Origin of the sequence: Mesorhizobium sp. B2-4-1 (genome assembly GCF_006442185.1) — a bacterium.
Lineage (GTDB): Bacteria > Pseudomonadota > Alphaproteobacteria > Rhizobiales > Rhizobiaceae > Mesorhizobium.
The window spans coordinates 1-16,303 of the sequence record NZ_VFVN01000021.1 but is presented as its reverse complement, the minus strand read 5'-3'; the positions used below and the strand labels follow the sequence as shown (position 1 = coordinate 16,303).

16 protein-coding genes are annotated in these 16,303 nt (G+C 58.7%); 13 read left to right on the top strand and 3 right to left on the bottom strand.

From position 1 onward, the window contains the following. Positions 1-502: 502 nt before the first annotated feature. The 5 genes from FJ949_RS29640 to FJ949_RS29620 all read left to right on the top strand — a co-directional run bounded on the left by FJ949_RS29640 (position 503) and on the right by FJ949_RS29620 (position 4,724). Positions 503-1,210, top strand: coding sequence for a glutathione S-transferase C-terminal domain-containing protein (locus FJ949_RS29640; RefSeq protein WP_140501476.1), 708 nt, complete (start codon positions 503-505; stop codon positions 1,208-1,210). 205 nt (positions 1,211-1,415) lie between these two features. Next, positions 1,416-1,664, top strand: coding sequence for a hypothetical protein (locus FJ949_RS30955; protein ID WP_224647545.1), 249 nt, complete (start codon positions 1,416-1,418; stop codon positions 1,662-1,664). Positions 1,665-2,059: 395 nt separating this feature from the next. Continuing rightward, a complete protein-coding gene (locus FJ949_RS29630) occupies positions 2,060-2,503 on the top strand; it encodes a hypothetical protein (RefSeq protein WP_140501474.1) in 444 nt (147 codons plus the stop codon). Positions 2,504-2,894: 391 nt separating this feature from the next. Beyond that, positions 2,895-3,296: a hypothetical protein gene (locus FJ949_RS29625; protein ID WP_140501472.1), complete on the top strand. Its 402-nt coding sequence runs from the start codon at positions 2,895-2,897 to the stop codon at positions 3,294-3,296. Between the two features lie 153 nt (positions 3,297-3,449). Continuing rightward, complete coding sequence (locus FJ949_RS29620; RefSeq protein WP_224647547.1) at positions 3,450-4,724, top strand: MFS transporter; 1,275 nt, start codon at positions 3,450-3,452, stop codon at positions 4,722-4,724. A 71-nt stretch (positions 4,725-4,795) separates the two neighbouring features. Here FJ949_RS29620 and FJ949_RS29615 read toward each other — a convergent pair whose 3' ends face one another. Next, positions 4,796-5,209, bottom strand: a complete 414-nt coding sequence (locus FJ949_RS29615; protein WP_140501470.1) for a hypothetical protein — start codon at positions 5,207-5,209, stop codon at positions 4,796-4,798. A gap of 409 nt (positions 5,210-5,618) precedes the next feature. Here FJ949_RS29615 and FJ949_RS29605 point away from each other — a divergent pair, with 409 nt between their 5' ends. The 6 genes from FJ949_RS29605 (at position 5,619) to FJ949_RS29585 (ending at position 12,786) form a co-directional block, all read left to right on the top strand. After that, positions 5,619-5,861, top strand: coding sequence for a hypothetical protein (locus FJ949_RS29605; RefSeq protein WP_140501466.1), 243 nt, complete (start codon positions 5,619-5,621; stop codon positions 5,859-5,861). Between the two features lie 468 nt (positions 5,862-6,329). Beyond that, positions 6,330-6,986 (top strand): molybdopterin-dependent oxidoreductase, encoded by a 657-nt coding sequence (locus FJ949_RS30950; RefSeq protein WP_246680052.1) that lies wholly within the window; start codon positions 6,330-6,332, stop codon positions 6,984-6,986. Beyond that, positions 6,953-7,486, top strand: a complete 534-nt coding sequence (locus tag FJ949_RS30945; RefSeq protein ID WP_246680051.1) for a molybdopterin-dependent oxidoreductase — start codon at positions 6,953-6,955, stop codon at positions 7,484-7,486. The genes FJ949_RS30950 and FJ949_RS30945 overlap by 34 nt, the downstream gene beginning before the upstream one ends. Positions 7,487-7,679: 193 nt before the next feature. Further along, positions 7,680-8,150, top strand: coding sequence for a cupin domain-containing protein (locus FJ949_RS29595; protein ID WP_140501464.1), 471 nt, complete (start codon positions 7,680-7,682; stop codon positions 8,148-8,150). A gap of 521 nt (positions 8,151-8,671) precedes the next feature. Next, on the top strand, positions 8,672-11,608 hold the full coding sequence (locus tag FJ949_RS29590; RefSeq protein WP_140501462.1) for a lysozyme inhibitor LprI family protein: 2,937 nt from the start codon (positions 8,672-8,674) through the stop codon (positions 11,606-11,608). Positions 11,609-11,655: 47 nt separating this feature from the next. Then, on the top strand, positions 11,656-12,786 hold the full coding sequence (locus FJ949_RS29585) for a hypothetical protein (RefSeq protein ID WP_140501460.1): 1,131 nt from the start codon (positions 11,656-11,658) through the stop codon (positions 12,784-12,786). A 131-nt stretch (positions 12,787-12,917) separates the two neighbouring features. On the opposite strand, the gene FJ949_RS29580 is transcribed toward FJ949_RS29585, so the two are convergent. Together FJ949_RS29580 and FJ949_RS29575 are read right to left on the bottom strand one after the other, a co-directional pair. Next, complete coding sequence (locus FJ949_RS29580; protein WP_140501458.1) at positions 12,918-13,604, bottom strand: hypothetical protein; 687 nt, start codon at positions 13,602-13,604, stop codon at positions 12,918-12,920. A 318-nt stretch (positions 13,605-13,922) separates the two neighbouring features. Then, positions 13,923-14,429: a TetR/AcrR family transcriptional regulator gene (locus FJ949_RS29575; protein WP_181172185.1), complete on the bottom strand. Its 507-nt coding sequence runs from the start codon at positions 14,427-14,429 to the stop codon at positions 13,923-13,925. 106 nt (positions 14,430-14,535) lie between these two features. Between FJ949_RS29575 and FJ949_RS29570 the strand changes: the two genes are divergently transcribed. Further along, entirely contained in the window at positions 14,536-15,093 is a 558-nt protein-coding gene (locus FJ949_RS29570) for a dihydrofolate reductase family protein (protein WP_140501436.1), read from the top strand. Between the two features lie 302 nt (positions 15,094-15,395). Continuing rightward, complete coding sequence (locus FJ949_RS29565; RefSeq protein WP_140501434.1) at positions 15,396-15,878, top strand: hypothetical protein; 483 nt, start codon at positions 15,396-15,398, stop codon at positions 15,876-15,878. Positions 15,879-16,303: the final 425 nt, after the last annotated feature.

Sequence of the window (16,303 nt, the reverse complement as noted above, 5' to 3'; positions counted from 1 at the left end):
CGGCGTGTTCGCCAGGACTCACATTCGTTCATATCCAGAGTGAGCTCTGGTCTAGGCGGAAATCGGCGTGCGCGGACAAATACGGTCAGCGCACGCATTTCGACCGCCCACAGAATGGATCGGATGCCTGAGTTGAGCGACACGGACGAATTGCAGTGACCTCCAGCCGCGTCGAGACTGGCGCCCGCCGCTTCAGCGCCTTCCGGTGAAGTGGAATTCGATGTCGACCTTGTTCGTGATCGGGGGCGGGTCAGGAGACGTCCGCGCCGCGGGCGTGGCGTCGGGACCCGGCGCGAAGGTGATGCTCGCCGAGGGCTGCAGGTCGTGGTGCCGGTCGCGATCGAGTGTAGGCGTCAGGCGGTCGGGAATGAAATCGATAATGCAGCGGCACTTCCGTAGGGACGAACGCATTGGCAATGTGGCGTCGGCGGCTTGGTCCAGTGGCTCCGTCGACCCGGCGCCCGGCCCTTGTGCGCAGTCTGTGAAATCCTGAAGGTGAGCGATGATCAGCTTCTATTTCCACCCTACGCCCAATCCAGCCAAGGTGGCCCTGTTCTTGGAGGAGTCTGAGCTAACGTATGAGCTGGTGTCGGTCGACGCCAGCAAAGGCGAACAACACCAGCCCTCATTTCGCGCCGTCAATCCCAATGGCAAGGTCCCTGTGATCGTCGACCCAGAAGGCCCAGGCGGAAAAGAGGTGCGGGTTTTCGATTCCAGCGCAATTCTGCTGTACCTGGCCGAGAAAACAGGCCGCTTCCTTGGTCAGCCCGCCGACCGGGGTGAGCTTTTGTCATGGCTTTTCTTCCTAGCAACAGGCCTGGGGCCCTTCTCGGGACAGGCTGTGCATTTCCAGTTTGCGGCTCCCGACGGCCTGGACTACGCCGTCAACAGATATCGCCGCGAAGCGGAGCGCCACTATCGCGTACTCGACAGTGAACTCGTCGGCCGCGCCTATATCGTCGGGTCCGACTACACGATCGCCGACATGTCCGCCTGGGGTTGCATAGACCGTGCCTCACGTGTGATGAAGGGCGCCGACGATCCCTTGGCGCCGTTCCCGAACGTCAAACGCTGGTTCGCCGCGATCGATCGTCGCCCCGCCGTCGCGAGGGCGCGCGCGGTCGGAAGGGATCACGAGTTCAAGAAGCTGAACGACGAGGAAACGATGCGTGCGCTCTTCCCGTCGAACTACGTCGCGGCCGACGGCTAGACCAGGGGCGACCGGATCTCATCCGGCCGCAATTGCGGGGATGGAAACCAGAACAGTACTGCATTTCCCAACGTCTGGCACGAAACCTAGCGTTCGGTGCGGGGGTGTCTAGGGACCACTTGTCGTGTGGTGTTCGCGTTCGCGGGTCTGTTCCTGTGACCGATATATTTTGCCGCCTGAGCGGCGAAAATCTAGGAGGATGTAGATGAACCTCGACACGAGGGACATGGTCGAGGCTGTTTCAGATCTCTTGAGACGCGGCTACGACCACGAATACCGGATAAGGGATGGCCAACTCTACGACCTGACTGCCGAGAAGCCCGTAGCTGACGGCGGCGCCCACGTTGATGGCGCGATAAGGTTCGAGAGCCCGCCCGAAGCGGGAGACGGTTCCAACATCTATGCGATCACCGACAGGGGGCGGCAGCAAGGGCTTGTTGATCGATACCTTTGATGCCTTGGACCAGGAGCGCTCGCGGGGGCTTGACGAACAGCTAAACGCGAACCGCCCCACACGTCACGACAACGGAGACGAAATAGCGAGCCGATATGGCCTGCGAAAGATATTTAAGGAGGAATTCGATCGGGATCCCGAGCGGTTTGTGCTGCGCATCGGGTTTCCTGACTTCCCCCCGTGTCCGTTAGGGCAGTCATCCTCCATGCTCGGGTCGACACGGTGAAGCAATCCTACGTCTGTCTGGTCGCCAGCATCCTACGAGATTCCAGGGTTGAGAGAATCCCTTACCAGGGGGCTGACGTTCCCGACAACGAATGAGCGCGCAGTGGTCGGGCTTGCCGACACTGTCACCACAGCGCCGGCCCGCGGCGCCTCCTTTAAAACGACGTGAGATGAATAAGCAGATCGTGAAGCAAACAATGCTGTCGCTCGAGGCGCGCGACCTCGAGAGCGCGAGAGAAAAATACCTGGAGTATGTCGCGAGCGCCCGACTGGATAGAAGTGAGCCGATCGAAGACGATGAACAAGCGCAGGCGGAGCTCGCAAGCGACCTGTCTGAAGCCTTCGACGACACTGTTCACTCGCACTCCGACAAGATCGAGAAGCTCTCGACGATAGACTTCGGACCAAAGAGCAAGGTCGAAGAAGGCGCAATGCTGAAGCTACACGGTCGGTTTTTCGTTGTTGCCGTGCCGACGGCCAAATTTGCGTGCGACGGCAACGAAATTATGGGCATCTCCACGCAAGCGCCGATCTATGCTGAGTTGGAAGGCAAGCGCGCCGGTGACACGGTCTCGTTCAATGGAAGGGACCTCGTGATCGAAGAGGTCGCCTGACGGCTGCGACGCCGAATGTTGAAGGCAAGCACCCCGGCATAACGCGCGGCAAGTGATCCGGCTCTTGTGGGGTGGCTAGGAAATAAGCTGATGACGTAAGGTCTGAAGCACGGTCGCGTCGTGCGCCTGAAGTGCACTCCGCACTTACTGTCGGCCGACGCTCTACGCCGCATTAACGCTTCCATGGCGCGCCGGGCGACTGGAATGGAAACGATAACAACCCGGCATTTCTAATGGTCAGCCTTTCGGGATAGCTCTGTGCAATTAACCGAGCTGACCCGAGAGACGCATGGAGTGGCCGCTAGCGTAAGGCGTCGTGATCGCCCTCTTAGATGATGCGCTATCCACGTCGCAAGGACCCGCCCAAGCAAACAAGCCATAGGAGTCACCAATGTCGTTCCGCTTCATCACCAAGTCTATGCACGCCTACCTCATCGATTATCCCGTCGCTGTCGTCTTGATCGCAGCACCGTTTGTGCTGAATCTCGGCCAGAGCGGACCGATCGCGGTATGGCTTTCGGTTGTTGTCGGTGTCGCGGCGCTACTCTTGCCCGCCCTTACCGACCATCCCACCGGGCTCGTCCATATCATTCCCTACTGGCTGCATCTTTGGGTCGACCGGGCCGTTGGCGTCGTGTTTGTCATCGCACCGTTCGCCTTCAAGTTTGCTGGGCTCGACGCCTGGTACTACTGGGTCCTCGCTGCCGCTGTCCTACTCACCACGTCGGTCTTTAACGCGCCTGAGGAGCCAGCCGCGACGCATTTGGGAGCGGACAGGCGTAGGGCGGCTTGAGGGCGACGATTGTCGCAGCGCTCTTCTGCGCCGCTAAGAAAACCATATGCACCGGCTAGTGGAAGGTTTCGTTCCTCGCTGCAATCAATGCCTATCGCTTCCGCAGATCTTCTCGAGTGACGCGCAGCGCAGCCTGGAACGGACAAAGCTCAATTGCGTGAGGCAGAAATGCACGGCTCGGTGCAAGACGTGCCACCAGTGATCAATGAGGCTCGCCGGGGCGGAATGCGCCAGCTGGCTTTCATATCCGCCATGGTGTCCCTGGTCGCTTCCTTTGCCGTAGCGGCCGCTCCAATCCCGCTCTACAACACCTACCGGGCGGAGGACGGGTTCACCAACGCCGGCATCTCTATGGCCGTGGTGGCGTACGCCATCGGCACTATCGCCTCACTGTTGGTGCTGGGACGTCTGTCCAATCATCTGGGCCGCCGGCTCACTTCGATCGCTAGCCTCGGTCTGCTGCTGCTGGGCTGTCTGCTGTTGCTGAATGTGCGCGACATCGAAATCCTGCTGGCCGGTCGGCTCCTGGTGGGCGTCGGCACTGGGTTGGCCAGCAGCAGCCTGACTTCCTACATCGTCGACGCCGCGCCCAGCAGGCCAGAATGGTTGGCCTCCGTCGCCTCCAGCCAGGGACCGATGCTGGGCCTCACTGTCGGCGCCATCGCCTCCGGTGCTTTGGTCCAGTTCGGCCCTTGGCCACGCGACCTCATCTATCTGGTTTGCGTCGGCTTTCTATTGCTGTCTGGTGGACTCATCTCAATCAGCCCGGAAACCGCAACTCTGACCCCGGGCGCTTGGCGATCGCTGTTGCCTCGGGTGGGCGTACCGGCCCACGTTAGGCATCTGCTCCCTGTGGCGGCAGCGGTGTTCCTGGCCACCTGGGCGACCGGAGCCTTCTACCAAGCGTTCGTGCCTGCGCTGGTGGAAGATCAACTCCAGACCCGCAGCCCGCTCATTCTCGGATTGGTGTTCGCCGCCTATATGACGCCCAGCGTTCTCGGCGCTCCTATCGGCGGCCGGTTCACATCGGCGGTCGCCCAACGCGTCGGAATGGTCATCTTCCTGACCGGAATGATCGGCGTCATCACGGCGATCGCCGCCGGCACACTTGTGTTTTTCATCATCGCAACCATCCTTGCGGGCGCCGGCCAAGGCATCGCCATCAGCGCCGCGACACGCGGTCTGTTGCGCGGCAGCACGCTAGCCGACCGCGCACCGATCTTCAGCGCGATCTATCTCCTCTGCTACAGCGGCGCCGCCTTCCCCAGCCTCATCTCCGGCAAGCTGTCCAACACTTTCTCGCTGCCGCAAATAGCCGTCGGGTACGGAGGGCTTGCCCTCCTCGCCACCTTGTTCGCGGTCATCGGTGCACGCAACCCGCACGCTGACACGACCGCGAACGACGGCTCATCGCGGTCGATAAAATGACCCAGAAAGAGAACGCCAGGACGGAAGCTCAGTTGGCTGTCGCGCGCCATGCTCCGCGCCGGCAAGCCGCTCTAAGTCTCCCGCCAGCCGGTCGAGCAAATCGCCACGCATCGCCAATATTCGCCCTGCTGCCTCTCCTCCCATTTGCTCTCATTGGCGACCCGGTGGTCCTGCTGGATGGGACGGTCGTTACTGATCACGAAAAGCAGGTTTACCGCGAGGCTCCGGGCGTAGATGCGATAATTATCCGGCGTGATCACGACGTCGGGATTGGTGTTGCGCTCCTGGAGCCATTCGATCGTTTGATCGACCTTGCCCTCGGCGGGCTCTTCCCAATTTTCGATATCCTGGTCGAGCGTTTGCTGGACCCTATAGGTGTACTGCAGAAACTGTACCGTCGGCTGATCACTGGCGTGCTTGATCAGACTCGCCACAAACTCCGTTTCCGTGACTGGGTAGAGGACCGGTTTTCCGACGGCGGTCATCCAGGTACCTCTTTCGCAACCGCCATTCACGTCTCCCTTTAATCCAGTAGTTTCGCGCGGGCGAAGCTTTTTCTTCACCCTTGAAGAATTTGACCCGACCGACAAGGCCTGGCTTGAGCCATTCGGCCTTTTCTTTTCAGGCCCTTCGACACCGGTCCGCCTATCTGCCCCGTTGCCGATGCTCCCAATAGGCGGCGCGCTTCTGTGGACGCACCCCTGGCGGGGCGGTGCGGTTTCGGCAGCGGACGAGCTTGGCGTAAAAGCCATCGCGAAATGGAAGAGCAGCCCGCCTCGATGCCTTTGCCGTCCGTGCGAGACGGGCCGGAGAACTAAACATTCGCTTGCGCTAATATAAAATGACGTAACGTAATGTCTGGCATCGGGGATGCGCGACCGGTGGGGAAGTCCGATGAGAGTAGCAATATTTTTCGCGGCGATCGTGATCGCTGCGACTGGTGGTGCCTTTGCCAAGGAGAAGAAAGTGGTGGTCGGTGATGCTGCGGCCCTGTGTTCTAAGAAGCATTCGACCAAGAAGCCGGTGAGAGATCTGGACTGCGCTTTGACTGGCACGGCCAAATTGCCGGATGGAACAACGCCGGAAAAGCCGCGCCTCGGATACGACACCGATCCGTGGATCCTAAATGGCTTTTAAAGCTGGCTTCAGATAGCCGCCAACTTGCAGCGTGGCCGGATGGAAGCGTTTTCAGGTACTTGGAAACGACACTCGCATCAAATTCCAGCACAACCACACGAGTATCCCCTTTTACGCGAAATGCGGGGTCTGATTCCACGGTCATTGCCGTTCAATCGTATCCGTCCTGTCCATTTCGCCTGTGGCGGAGCTTGTTGAACCGCAAACCGGGTGTAAGGCGTGATGCGGAAGATTCCGAGCCGCAACCCTCGCCACGACAACAAATGGGGCGTATGGTTCCAGATCGCGTGCTGGACCTTAGCTGGCGAACGAGAGTGGAAGACGCCGCCTTAAGATGCGCTTCTAACTCGGTCTGTTCCGTGCTCTCATAATTGCCCGCCGCGGCCGGCCTCTGCTTTGCGCGATCCCGGTCGCTATTGCATCTATCACTGAAGGAGAACTGAGCTTTTCACTGGAGGAGAAGTCGTCATGCATTACCTTCCCAGACGTGAATTCATCGTTCAAGGCGGGGCAGCCCTCGCAGCGTTGGCGTCCTTTCAATCGCGGATTGCCTCTGCCTTTCCAAGCCGGGCCGGCGAGGAAGTCATCAAATGGTTGGATCAGCTGCCGCCGAACCCGGTTCCGGAAGTCATCAAAAATCAGCTGGTGTGGGAGGATCTCGATTCCTGGGTGACGCCCAACGACAAGTTCTTTTCAATCGCGCATTTCGACCGGCCGGTGATCGACGAAAGCACCTGGAAACTCGAAATCGGCGGCTCCGTTAAAAAGCCGACAACCCTGACGCTCGCCGACATCAAGGCTCGACCGCGCCAGGAAGTCACCTTCACGGTCGAATGTTCGGGCAATACCGGTCTGCCGTTTTTCAATGGCGGCATTGGCAATGCGCGCTGGGCGGGCACGCCGCTCGCGCCGATCCTCAAGGAGGCCGGAGTCCTCGACACTGGTATCGAGGTCGTCTTCTGGGGCACCGATAAAGGGGAAATCAAGCGGGCCGACGACGTCAAGTTCACGCAGAATTTTGCGCGCAGCATGTCACTTGCCGACGCCATGGATCCCAAAAACATCCTTTGCTACGAGATGAATGGGTCCCCTTGCCTCCTGACAACGGCTTCCCGCTGCGGCTGATTGCGCCGGGATGGTACGGGATCGCGAACGTCAAATGGATCAAGCGCATAGACGTGAACGATCAGCGCTTCGAGAACCGGTTCATGGGACGCGATTATGTCACGCTGCGCGAGGAAGACCACAACGGCGAGACAGTATGGGTGGAAACTTCGGTCGGGCGGGCGAGGCTGAAATCGGCACCGGCCCGGGTCACTCATATCGGCGATGACTACCGGATCGTCGGGGCCGCCTGGGGCGCACCGGTCGACCGGGTCGAGGTGAAGATCGATGACGGGCCATGGATGCCGGCGGCCATCGACGAAACCGACAAGGCGGACTTTGCCTGGAAACTATGGTCCGTCGACTGGCCCAAGCCTTCCGCCGGAGAGCACGCCGTCACCTCGCGCGCGGTCAGTACAGAGGGGCAAGTTCAACCGGCTATGGACGATCCTTTGATTGCAAAAAAGCACACATACTGGGAGAGCAATGGCCAGGTAACGCGGCACGTCAATATCGTTTGAGAAGCGTGCTCGAAAATTCCCTTGGGTGAAGCGCATGCGCGAGACTCGCATGCGCTTTCGCCAAGGGCAGCGGTTATACTGAGCCGACAAATCGCTTGCCTAGGTGTGACGCGCGGACCTATCCTCAGTGGTTTTGGCGAGCCCAACCCGGCACGCCGCCGGAATGGGTAGCCCGCCTAGACGGGAGGCTACCATGAAAGTTGCATCGCTACTTGCAGTCGGCTGGATCATATCCTGCGCAATCGCCCCCTTTGCTTCGGCCGAGGACGCGCACACTGTGACCACTCCCAGCGAGGTTAAGTGGGGTCCGGGCCCCAAAACGCTTCCTGCTGGAGCAGAGTTGGCAATCCTGTACGGCGATCCGGCCAAGGAAGGTCCGTTTGCCCTTCGGCTCAAATTGCCGGCTGGGTATGCGATCGCGCCCCATACGCATCCGGGGCTTGAAGTTGACACAGTAATATCGGGAACCATTAATCTTGGCATGGGCGAGACCGCCAACCGTAGCGCCGTCAAAGTAATTCCTGCGGGCAGCTACTTCGCTTTGCCGCCAGGCATGGCGCATTTTGCTTATTTCGACGAAGAGACGGTGCTCCAGCTCACCACTAACGGCCCGTGGGGCATAAAGTACATCAATCCGGCCGACGATCCCCGAAAGACGAAATAGCTACGAAGGCTCGAAAACGACAGGGTGGTGTGGACCCAGACGAGGTCGCCGCCGGCACCGACGAGACTAGCCAAGATAGTCTCAAGTGCACAACTTGCGCGCGCTGGGCAAGCGGGCATTTTTGGCAATGAGACGAGAACTCGCGCGGCTGCGGAGAAGTCAAGACTAGCTGCAAGAGAGCAGGGTTTCCGAACGCAGATCAAAACCAAGACAAGGGAGCTTGCCTCGCTCGTCGGACAGAGTCGCTCTCCGAAAGGCGTACTTGTGTCGATACGTGAGATGACCGAGGCTATCCTGCCTTGCCTATAATCGGATTTGTACGTCGATACTGCGGGATTCTGGGTATCAGGTGGCGCGGAGGTTTGGGCGGGAGCATCCTTCTGCAGGCAACCGATCCCGATCTGCGGCATGGCGGTTGCGGCAGTGGTTCTGACTCTAGGCCAGCGACAGGTGTGACTGTTCCGGCATCAGCTTGGCGGTGTTGTAAACGTGCTGGAACGACACTTTTGCGGAGGGCGGCTATGCGAATTTTTATGACGCTCTGCGTCGCAGCCGCCGCTCTCCTTTTGGATGCGCCACAAAAGGCTGCAGGAGCAAGCTTCGATTGTTCTCGTGCGAGACTTTCCGTCGAGCGCATGATCTGTGCTGATGCATTGCTCTCCGATCTGGACGAGAAACTGTACGCGGCTTTTCAAGCGATTGACGGCCGGAAGGCACCGGAACTCGTGGCTGCTCAGAAACGTTGGATTAAGCAGAGAAACAAATGCACCGCTCCGACATGCGTTTCCACTTTGTACAGGGAGCGGATTTTCGAACTGTCCCAACTGGGTGCCACCGCGCAGGCAGTTCCAGGCAGCACAGCGGCATCTGCGTCTACGACACCTGCTGCAAGACCGGCGGGGGACGCTCGCAAGCAGGTTCTGAAGCTTCCGAGCCGAAACGATATTTACGTTCAGAATGCCGACGTGCTTGTTCAATTGATTCAAAAATTGCCAAGGGACATTCGTGATCTCCGATTTTTCCAGAATTACGACATAAGGTTAAGATCGTATTTTCAATTCCTTACCGCAGATCAGCAGCAAAGATATTCCAAGGTAATGGACGATTGGTGGCAGACAACCTTGAAAGAAATCGGCGGGCATCCCATTGCTGTTAGCGACATCACTCTCCTGCAACTTATCGCGCCCAATTTCCCTCCTGAGCGTCAGGCGCAATTGCGCGAACTAGTGGGCAGTGCGCTTTCCTCTGGTCCCGGTCCCGCCCTTACGAACGTGGACACGCTATCGATCGAGGACGGAGTTGCTGTCGAGCCTACGGATCGGGAGATTTGGGAAGGCACTGCGCCGTGCGCGCCGAAGAATACGACGTATGACTTCGTTGTCCTTGGGTCGATCGATAAGGCGAATTCCGCCTATGTGATGTCGCGGGGAGATCAGCAGACGATCGTGCGATACGCAGCAAAATACGACCTGACCATCGGCACCATCGATCTCTCCGAAATGAGCATCATCCGCAACAATGATTTCGTCACGCTTCCCAAATCCGCGAACGTGGAACTTGAGGATGGCGGATCCACGCTGGCGATGCATCTTGCGCCATCCTGTGAGGTGCGTTTGCAGAGAAAGAAGTTTCCTGAGGCGGTCCTGCAGGCGATCTCGCACGCTAAAGCCGATCCGGCATATGTACCAGCGCAAGGCCTTCCGTTCTGCGTGAGCATGTTGGCGTGGTCGCATCAGATTCAAACTGGCGCGCCTAAACTCGACCTGACCAAGAACATTACGACAGACCCCCCCATGAAGCTGCTGATCGCCAGCGCATTCCACGATTCGATGACCAGGAAGTTCCTGGGGCGTCCGCTGACCACACTGGATACGCGACAGAAAGGAGACCAGGAAATCTGGTTCAGATGGACGGAGCTTGCGCGCGAGTGCCTGGCTCATCCGCTCTATTTCGACGACAGCCCCGCGCTGGTGAAAATAATACTTCCGTACTTGAACCATCTAGGTGACGAAGATGGCGGATTGGCGATCATCTCCACCGTGGAGAACCGCGTCAAACAGGTGGCCCAGGCTGGGGCAAATTTCAGTGCGACGGCCGATGGCTTCATGAAATTGCGGGCATATGTCTCGCCGCTCGAGGTGCAATTGGAGCCGGTGCTGATGCAGGTTCGCCAAGCCGTGCTCAAGCCCCTGATCGACCGCGAGGCGGAGATCGCAATCGTCGCCGTGCATGCGGAACCACCGGCAAAGCAAGGCAGTCCAAGACCGCTCGACAGGTTGAGCGTCATTGCGGATATGATCGACGCCCTGAGAAGTGCGGACCAAGCCGCAGAAGTCGCTTCGGCTGAGACCGTCGCTATCGGGATCGTCAATGCGGATTTGACGGAGATAATCGCGCTCGGCCGCACCCATGTCGAGTACGTCGGGGCGGACATATTCTCGCTCAGCCACCTGCAACAGTGGAAGAGCAAGACCGAAAACGAGCTCGGGAGATTTTCAGAATTCGCTTCCTACAAGACCGCCATGCAATCTGCCTCGCAGGAGATAGACGGCGCAATTCCGCAAGTCGTGGCCGGGCTGGCGAGCGTCGTGACCCAAGCCACGGACATCGGCGAGATCGGAACCATATCGAGCGCCGTCGCGGAGCTCCAATCCGGCCATTCCGACGTCATGACATCTCCCATGTGGCAGGCTTACATGCGCGGCCTGGACGGATGGTTTGCGGCCCATACGACGGGCAGTGCCGCGGTCGCGGGGACATCATCACCAGCCAGCCGTGGCCAGAATGTGGCTTCGATCTTCCACTCCCCCGAGTTGAAGAATCGGCAGCTTGTGGGGGCGATTTTTGATCACGATTTCTTAACGCTCAGAAACGATCAGGCGGACGCCTTCGCCGCTATCGTGGGGATGGTCAGGCCGATCAATCAGGCCTGCCCGGGAACCCTCACGGAAAAATTATTGCGAGCAGTGCTTCAGCGAGGACTGGGATCGGGCGTATTCGGGACCAGCGAAGATGCTCAGAACAACAATGCAGAGTTCCTGTTGCAGGAGGGGCAGTGGCTTGGAAAAGCCCTCAACAACCCCGGGCAGTTCATGAACGACATGGTCCGAGACGCGGCCGCTCAGGATCGCGCCGAGGCCGATGGAGAACTCGTCACCGAAATTTCCTGTAAAGACCCCGACATGCAAACCTTTTTTGCAAATGCCGAGGAATTCCTCGCAGACCCGACAAGCGGAATTCCAAATGATAAACTGGGCGTAGCCGAGATGTGTACGAAGGCCCTACCTGCAAACCAACCCGAGACGGCACCTTATTGTGCTTGCGCAGGTCCTATTCTTGAACAGCGGCTGACTGCGGTTGAAGGCGCTTACCTGAAATCCGATCCGCGCCGGAACTACTCGACCGTGGTCAACCTTCTGCCGAGCGTCAGTGAGGATCTAAGAAAGTGCCAGCAGTAGCACCACCTTGTTCTTCTGGTACATTGGCCGCGCGACTGATAGTTGCCATGCTGGCGGTTGGCATGTCGCTGGCGCCGGCACGGGCGACATCCCTCTACGACTTCTTTGTCAACTACCGCAGGCAGGATGTCGATCTTCAGATCGCATTCTCTACAGAGGTTTTGCGCAGCGCGCGGCTCCAGAACGGAAAGCTGGCCGGCTGTATCGAGAAGAACTTTGTGAAGCACGGCCCGGCCTTCCTGCCCGTCTACGATGCCTTCAAAATCAAGCTTTATTCGACAATAACCCCCGCGAAAACCGGCGTCGAACAGTCCATCGTTGAGGCGATTTCCGAAACGTGCAATCCGGCCGCGCAAGCGGCATACCCCGACCTGGCGCGCGATAACGTGAGCGTTCATCCTACCGACGCTTTCCATTCCGAGTACCAGGACGATGCCGCCAGGCTGGGTGCTGCTACGATCGCGGTGAATACTCAGCTGGCGCGCGTCACTTCCGAGGGCGATGACGCCTATGCTGGCTGTCTGAGCGAGAAGCTCGTCACCACTGATGGCGCGATCCCGGCTGATCTCAAGGCGCTGCTGGACGCGTTGGGTGATGACAAGACGGCATGGGCCTTGGGTGCGGAAGGACAAATTCTTGGAGCAATCATCTATTTCTGCAAGGAGGAGCCGGTAAAGGACGTCCAGCCCGAGACTCCCGCGCAGAAACCAGCCGGCCAGTCGTTGACCGACCTCGATGGGAAGAACGCCAAGGCATTCGAGGATTTTCAGGCGGGCCTGAAGGCCACGGGCAAGGTCCTGGATCAGATGCAGGCTGAGCATGAGAAGAAGCTTGCAGAGGCAACCGAGCAAGTCGCGGCGATGGAGAAGATGGCTTATCGCGTGCCGGATGGGCGGCGCGTTTATCCGGCGAGTGATGGCAGCTCGTGGATGTTCGAGGATTCTTCGTACGTGCCAGCCTATCTTTTCGAACAGGCGATTCCGCCGCCGAAAGACGGCTGGCCCTCACGGGATATGCGGCTTTTGCCCAAACCGGATCTCAAAGCGGAGCAGGCCGTCATCGATCAGGCACCGAAGGACGTCCTGGAGGCAATGCGCACCAACGTGCCGGAGGGATCTGATGCGGTCCGAACGGTCTTCGACCGCATGCAGGTTTATGTTTGGGAGCAATCGCACTGACCGCAGCGGACAGCTTTGGACCGCGCAGTGTACAACTGCCGTCTCGATTGATTGGCCCGGCCCTTATCGTTTGGCGGGCCACAGCGTGGAAGGATCGACCCGGATCCATCCGCGCGGTCGGCTGACAGGCACTACCACGCGACCCTCTTCATGCGGCTGGTGAATGTGCAGGCCGCGCCGTGATCCTGACAACCCCGCTTCTCTTCGACATCGATGCCGTTGCCACTCTTGGAAATGACCAGCACGCACGCATCGTCGGGGTCCCCCGAGTGCGTGACGATCCGGCCTCCCTGCAACCGGCCGACCGCTTCCGTCTCGCCGATACAGGCCGGTTTTGACGAACTGACCCCGATGTGGACCGAATAGCTCTGGCCGCCTTTGGGAGTGATGACCGCGTCCCATTCGTAGGTGTCTTTGGAACCGGCGTATTTGCCCGCGAAGTCGTCCGCCGCCGCCCTTGTCGCCGCGTCTGGCGCCTTTGCTCCTCCACACCGCATGTATTCCGTGGTCTCGCCATCCGCCTGTTCCACTAGATGACCGTTCGCGCCCAGGCGCCATTTCAGGTTGCGGCTGTAGGCTTCGCCCTCGCCGATACAGGAATAGTGCACGCGCCAGTCAGACCCGACCCGCGACGCGCGCTTCAGTTTGCAGGCGAATTCCCGCCCTTCCAGCTTCTTCGCCGTGACCATGAAACGCACAGTGCTGTCGGCATCTGCGCACGCGGCTGCATCTGGCGCCCATGTGCCAAGGAAAGTCTGGTCGAACGCCATGGCGGGCTCGGTCATAAGTACGAGAAAGGCGAGTGCGGCTTTGAGCATCGGTGCTCCCCGGATTTACTCTGCCTTTACAGTACACAACACCGCATGCGCTGGAAATCATCCGACCGAGCGGCCAAGAATACCTCTTTTCGGGGATGTTGGACGGTACCCAGTCCTGCTTCATTTTACAGTACCCGTTCCACCAGATGCGGAGTCGTGCGCAGGTCTCCGACCTGATCGGTCGCATTGAAACGATCTGCCAGACACGGCTTGAAAAGTTGAGGAACGACAACGATGAAGCACCGGGACCATCAATCCGATCATTTCCCGCGAAACGAAACGTTCATGGATCCTATACTCCAGCATAAGCTGCCCGCCTCAGAAGGCACCAATGCTACGGCACCAGTCTTCAAGCACAGCCTCAATCTCAGCAGCAGGATCACTGTCGCGTTTGAATGCCGACCAGATAAGGGCTCCCTGCCATATGCTGGCCATTTGCCAGCCCATCCGCTCGGCAAGTATAGCGTTCTTGGTGAGCCGCCCACCTAAGGCCTGAGCAAGATATACCCCCCAGGCGCATCCACGTGCCCGAAGGCTTGGATTCCGCAGATCCTCCCGCAACAAAAGGAGTCCGTCTGCGAATGCGTACTCTACCGCGTCGCCGGGCATGAGCCGGATCAGCATTGAGATCGCACCAGCCGGACTGACGGGAGCCTCCGCGTCGGCTCTGGCAGTAAGCGCGTCGATACGATCCCAAGCGTGTAGCAGGACCGCCTCGATCATCCCCTCGCGTGTGCCGAAACGCTGCACGAGCGTGGCGCCGGACAATCCCACCGCATGTGACGCCTTCGAAAAAGTCAACGCATCCGGTGCGACCGTTTCCAAAGCGGCTAGCAGCCTGTCGAGAACCGCCCTATCCGAAATAGTCTTGCTTCTACCCATATTTTAATTTATAAACGATCATTCGCTTATTATCAAGAGGAAAGCAGTTATGGCCAGGATTCGCGGGTACATCGCGACCAGCCTCGACGGATACATCGCCACCGAAGAGGAGAGTCTTGATTGGCTGTTCGAGTATAATGATCTCGAGCTTGGAGAGCACGATTACCGCAAATTCATCAAGCGGATCGGGACGGTTGTGATGGGTCGAGGCACCTATGACTTTCTCGAGAAAGACGGCTCGCCATGGGCCTACGACGAGCAGCGCGTTGTGGTTGTCACCTCCAGGCCAATTGCGGCACCGAAGGGACAGTTAGAGAAGCGCAGCGACATCGACGAGCTTATCACGGAGCTGCGGGATCTCAGCGACGGAGATGTCTGGGTTCTCGGCGGAGGGAAATTGCAGATGGCCTTCATCGAGCGATGCGCGCTGGACGAAATCGAGATTTACGTGATGCCGGAGCTCATAGGCGGCGGAACACCCCTCTTTCCCCGTACGGGTTTTCGTACGGGTCTGCGTTTGCTTCAGGCAAGCGCTCTCGACCAGGGCTGTGTCCGCCTTCATTACGTCTTTGACCACACGGCTGGCAGCGAAATTGCCGCAGTATAATTTGGTCGATCGGTGCGGATCTGGTCCTCGGTTTCGGTCCGTTTCCCGCAAGGCCCGCTGCCGCTTCAAGCGCAGTCTCGTCGGGACCGTCATGTTGGGCGCCAGACCAGACGTCAAGCCGAAATTTCAAGGGGCTGACCTGGTAGCGCGCGAATTTCCATCATTCAAACCGCGCGTTCCCCCTGGGTCGTCGACACACGGCACGCCTCGGGGTTTGTTGGGCAACAGCGGCTCGATCACTCGATTCGGGTGAGTCGCAAGGCGTATTGCGGAGCGCTATGTTCCAACCGCGGAGGGGGCAAATGCGGATACTCTTTATGGTGGTCCTGGTCGCTGTCAGATTTATTTTGCGGTCAGCTGCGGCTGCAAAACCGCAGCGCCGATCCCTCTCCTGCATCTTGCAAACTGCGATGCTACTTGGGGCGCTATCGACGCCGAGTCATGCCGACCAGTACTGGAAATTCATAGCCGTGAATTGCGTTCCTGAAATCGGCTTTTTCCAGATGCGAACGTTCGCTCTCTACAATGTCATTGATGACCCGCCCCATATCGAGGAAATGCAGAAGGCCCTGAAGCCGCACGGCATATATTTCCTTCGGGACTTGAATACCCAAACTTTCTATTGCTCGATCAACGGTCATTTGATTGAAGCGGGCGGCGCTTACCAGGGCGGAAGAAATCACGGCCCATGCGGTGCGAACGACGACGCCTCGCTTTGGCTAACGATTGATGGAAGCCGTGTCGTGGAGACGACCGTAGCCATGGTGGTTGCCCAGATAGTGTGAGCCATGACATCCAAGTAAACAGGTATTCGGTGTTTTGGTGCACCACGACATATCCCTACTACCCGCCCTTCGAGAGTAGGCCGGACCGCACGGTGCACACAGAATGCAGAACGGCCGCAAAGCTGCAATGATATCGCATTCGGCTCTCCTTTCCACGCCTAAGCCGTGGGCCGGAGAATGCGCATTCCTGTCGAGTCGGCCTGATCGCCGTATTGCGAACGCCAAGCCAACCGGTGCTGCTACAGGTACCCAACCCCATCTAATCGTGCTAACGGACATTGAAAAGGATTTCAGAACGCTCGCAGTTCGGTACCAGAATCCGTTCATAATGTTAGTTCCACAATGTATTTATGCAACTCTAAGTTATTGCCGCAAAATAGAAATGTCTTGATTCCGCAAAGTAGGAATGTCGCCCTGCTCGCCGA